At 67.4% G+C, this 4,576-nt stretch carries 3 protein-coding genes; all 3 read right to left on the bottom strand.

Annotation, left to right across the window (positions count from 1 at the left end; all coding sequences use genetic code 11):
* Positions 1–194: 194 nt before the first annotated feature.
* Complete coding sequence (locus tag VHB27_RS00575; protein ID WP_325596605.1) at positions 195–1,073, bottom strand: alpha/beta fold hydrolase; 879 nt, start codon at positions 1,071–1,073, stop codon at positions 195–197.
* Positions 1,074–1,411: 338 nt separating this feature from the next.
* On the bottom strand, positions 1,412–3,214 hold the full coding sequence (argS, locus tag VHB27_RS00580; RefSeq protein WP_325596607.1) for an arginine--tRNA ligase: 1,803 nt from the start codon (positions 3,212–3,214) through the stop codon (positions 1,412–1,414).
* A gap of 72 nt (positions 3,215–3,286) precedes the next feature.
* On the bottom strand, positions 3,287–4,480 hold the full coding sequence (locus VHB27_RS00585) for a cation:proton antiporter (RefSeq protein WP_325596609.1): 1,194 nt from the start codon (positions 4,478–4,480) through the stop codon (positions 3,287–3,289).
* Positions 4,481–4,576 lie beyond the last annotated feature (96 nt).

Here is a 4,576-nt window from a genome sequence, read left to right on the forward strand (position 1 = left end):
CGCCGCTGTCTTGGTTTCTTCTGTCGAACCTTTGGCGCTGCTGAGGCAGGAAGGTTGGATGCGCCCGGTTGGACTTCCTCTGTCGAACCTGGGCGCAGGGCGGCGGATCAAGGCGAATCTGCGTGCATCGCCTCGAAAATCTGCGTTGAACTGCCTCGCCATCCACCCCTTCGGCGGTCGGCCCATCGCCTCCCTCAGCCGAAGAAACGCAGGAACCAGTCGAGCATTTGCTCGGGCGCTTCCTCGTTGACGTAGTGGCCGGTGGGAAGCGCTTCGCCGCGGACGTCCTCGGCCCGTTCGCGCCAGATGGCGATCGGGTCGGCGAAACGCTTGCCGACGCTGCTGTTGGCGCCCCACAGCACCAGGATCGGCATCGCCAGCTTGCGATGCAGGTCCGCCGTGTCCAGTTCACAATCGATCGTCGCCGCCGCCCGGTAATCCGCGCAGGAGCCGCGGATGGTCTTTTCGTTAAAGCAACGGACATATTCGGACCAGATTTCCGGCGGGATGTGGTTCAGGTTGGCGGTCAGCTTCAGCAGCTTCTTGCGCATGAACCAGTCGGGATCGACGGCATTGAAGAACGTCTCGGGGAAACCCTGGGGCTGTGCCATGAACGGCCAGTGCCAGCCGCTGATGGCCGCTTCCTTGTCCATCGCCGCCCACATGTCCAGGGTCGGGACGATGTCGATGATCGCGGCCTTCAGCACCTTCCCCGGATGGTCGAGGCACATGCGATGCGTCGTCCGGCCGCCCCGGTCATGTCCGGCAACGAAGAACGTGTCGTAGCCGAGCTTGGCCATGACCTCGACCTGGTCCTGGGCCATGGCGCGGAAGGAATAGTTGGAACTATCGGATTCCTCCGGCGGGGCGGAACTGTCGCCATAGCCCCGCAGGTCGGCGGCGACGACGTGGAACCGTTTCGCGAGCCGGGGTGCCAGCTTGTGCCAGGCGACATGGGTCAGCGGATTGCCGTGCAGCAGCAGCAAGGGCGGCCCGCTGCCGCCATGCCGCAGGCGGATGCGCGCGCCGGTGGTCTCGATGTCGGCGAGGGTGAAGCCCGGCATGATGTCCATGGACGATTCCTGGGTTTTTTGATGCTTGCCGGAAGGTACAGCAGTTTTCCGGGACCGGGAAATCCGGCCCCGTGCCGGGACCGAGCTTTCGACGTCAGGGTGGGTTGAGGGCCGCTGTCCATGCCTGCCCTTCTGCCAGCACCGCAAGGCGTGGATGGGGGGCCTGCGCCCGCCATGACGATCGGGGTGCCATCGCACGCATCCGTGACGATCGTGGTGCCGTTGCACACGTCCATGACGATCGCGGTGCTATCGCATGCATCCATGGCGATCGCGGTGCCATCGCACGTATCCGGCTCTCCCCATGCGCATAGGGTCCGGCCATCCGCGGAGACCGGCTACATCTTCTCCACGGCCGGGATGCCCAGGATATCCAGGTACGCCATCAACTGGGTCCGCGTCAGGTCCGACACAGCCAGCCACGACGCGCGCTGCGCCGGGTCTTCCTCGGTCAGCACGTGGCAGGACGCATAGAAACGCGAGAACGCCTGGGCCAGCTTGAACGCGCCGTCGCACAGCAGGTTGGGGATGCGGCCGGTGAACGCGCCTTCCGCCGTGTCGGCGAATTGCGACAGCAGGATCTGCAACTCCCGCTCCTCGGGCCGCGCGGCAGGGCGCAGCGGACCGACCTGAAAATCGCGTTCGGTTGCTTTTGCAAGCATCGAGTTGATGCGCGCGACGGTGTACTGGATATACGGTCCCGTTTTGCCTTCGAAACTGACGAACCGGTCCAGGTCGAACGCATAGGCCGCGAGCCGATGGTTCGACAGGTCGGCGAATTTCAGCGCCGCGATCGCGATCGACCGGGCCAGCAGCTCCTTGCCGGCATCGTCCAGCTCGAAATACGCCTTGGTGCCGTACAGCCGCTCCCGCGCCTTCTCGTGCGCGGATTCCAGCAGCGTGTTCAGCTTCATCACGCCGCCGGTCCGGGTCTTGAACGGCTTGCCGTCCGGCCCGTTCACCGTTCCGAAGCCGATATGCTCGACCTGGTCCGCCCGGCAGTATCCCGCTTTCGCCGCGGCCCTGAACACCTGCTGGAAATGCACGCCCTGGCGCTGGTCGACGACATACAGCACCCAGTCCGCGTCCAGCTCCCCAAACCGCGCGCGCAGCGTCGCGAGGTCGGTGGTGCCGTACATCACCGCGCCGTCGCTTTTCTCCAGGATCAGGGGCGGCAGCGCCGTCTTGTCCTGTTCGGTCGCGACCGGGATGACCAGCGCCCCGTCGCTCTCGACCGCAAGGCCGGCGGCGCGCAGTTCCCGGATCATGCCGGGGATGCGGTCATGGACGGTGCTTTCGCCCCACCACAGGTCGAAGCTGACGCCCAGGAAGGCGAAGTCGCGCTTCAGGCTGACGGTCGTCAGCGCGACGAAATGCTGCCACAGCGCGACATAGCCCGCGCGCCCGGCCTGCAGTTCGGCGGTCGCCAGCCGAGCGGCGTCCATGTCGGCGGGGCTTTCCTTGCAGCGGGCGGAGGCGGCGGGGTACATCTCCTCCAGTTCCGGCAGGGACAGCGGCGGGTCGGCGGGGTAGGGGCCGTCATAGGCCGCGTCGAAATAGGGCAGGTCCGGCGCGCGCAGCGACAACTCGTGGATCAGCATGCCCATCTGCGTGCCCCAGTCGCCCAGGTGGACGTCGCCGATCGCGCGGAAGCCCAGGAACCGGGTCAGGCGCAGCAGGCAGTCGCCGATGATGGTCGAGCGCAGGTGGCCGACATGCATGGACTTCGCGACATTGGGACCGCCATAGTCGATGACGAAGGTCCGCGCCTCGTGCGCCTGCGCCGTGCCGAAATGGGGGTCGGCGGCGATCTCCGCCAGGTAGGCGGCAAGGAAGTCGTCGGACAGGCGGAAATTGACGAAGCCGGCGCCGTCGACGCGGGCGTCGCGGATCATCAGGTCGCCGGCCAGTTCCGCGACGATCCGTTCGGCGACCTTGATCGGCGGCATCTTCGCCTGCTTCGCCAGCCGGAACGCCACGTTCGACTGGAAGTCGGAGATGTCCGTGCGGTCGCTGAACCGCGCCGCGTCAGCCGAACCGGGAAAGCCGCAGCGCTCCAGCGCCGCGGACACACGCTCCGCCACGCGGCCGAGAATGGCGTTCGAGCGGCTGAGAACCGGCGTGGCGATCATATCGTTCATGGATGGGACAACTGGCTCCGCGGCAGATCAGGGGAGGTAGCCCTTCGACCCCGGCGGTGCAAGCCGAGGCCGTCATTCCTCCGTCCCGGCCAGCAGGCCGGAGCGGCGCAGCAGCCGCGGCACCGTCAGCCCCTGGACGAAGATCGAGAACGCCACCACCGCGAACGTCGTTCCCACCAGGGCGTCCCGCTCCGCCAGCGCTGCCGGCGCCGAGAGGGCCAAGGCCAGCGCCAGGGCGCCGCGCAGCCCGCCCCAGAACAGCATGTGCCGGATCTCCCGGCTGATGGACAGGATGCTGCGGACGTAGAGCGGGCCCAGCGAATAGATCGCGACCGCGCGTCCCGCCAGCGCCAGCGCCGTGCCGACCAGCGCCGGCAGCAGATAGGACTGGAACGACTGTTCGGCCTCCCCGGCGCCGATCAGCAGGAAGATGACCGAGTTCGCGAGGAAGGCCGCGAACTCCCAGAACCGGATCAGCGCTTCGCTGCCGCGGCGGGTCAGGATGCGACCCGGCCCCCAGTTGCCGACCAGCATGCCGGCGGCCAGCGTGGACAGCACGCCCGAAAGCTGCAGCGCCTCGGCGGCGGCGAAGCTGCTATAGGCGATCAGGACGGTCAGGGTCAGCTCGACGAACGGGTCTTCCGACCGGCCCGCCACCAGCAGCAGGCCGGCGGCCACCGCAAGGCCGCACGCCACGCTGCCGAACACGACCAGGACCAGGGAAAAGCCGATGCCGGCAGGCGTGACGGCGGCGCCGTTGATGGCCGCGAGGCAGAGCGAGAACAGCACTGCCGCCGCCCCGTCGTTCACCAGGCTCTCGGCTTCCATCACGAAGCGCACCCGCTCCTCGGCCCGCTGCTCCTTCATGATGGCGATGACCGAAACCGGGTCGGTGGCGGCGATCAGCGATCCGAACAGCAGGGCGGCCTGCCAGCCCCATCCCACCAGCCAGTGCATGCCGCCCGCGACGACGGCGGCGGACAGGACCGTCCCGGTGAAGGCGAGGTTGAGGACCAGGGGCGCTTCGTGGCGGAACTGCTTCCATTTCAGGTTCAGCGCCGCCTCGAACACCAAGGGCGGGAGGAAGAAGGTGAAGATCAGTTCGGGGGTGAAGGCGATCCGGCCGTGGAAGCCGGCCAGGTTGAGGCCGATGCCCGCGGCGACCAGGCCGACGGCATAGGGCACGCCGATGCGCCGGCTGAGGATCGCGACCACGCAGGCGATGAACAGCAGCAATCCGGCGGTGACGATGTCGGCGTGGTTCACAGTGGTCGGTCCTGCCCAGACAGGCGTCAGCGCCTTGAGGTCATGCCCGTTAAAGCAGGTTCACCAGGACGCCGGCAACGCGTTCCGGCGCCAGGT

The sequence above is a fragment of the Rhodopila sp. genome (assembly GCF_035548235.1).
Lineage (GTDB): Bacteria > Pseudomonadota > Alphaproteobacteria > Acetobacterales > Acetobacteraceae > Rhodopila.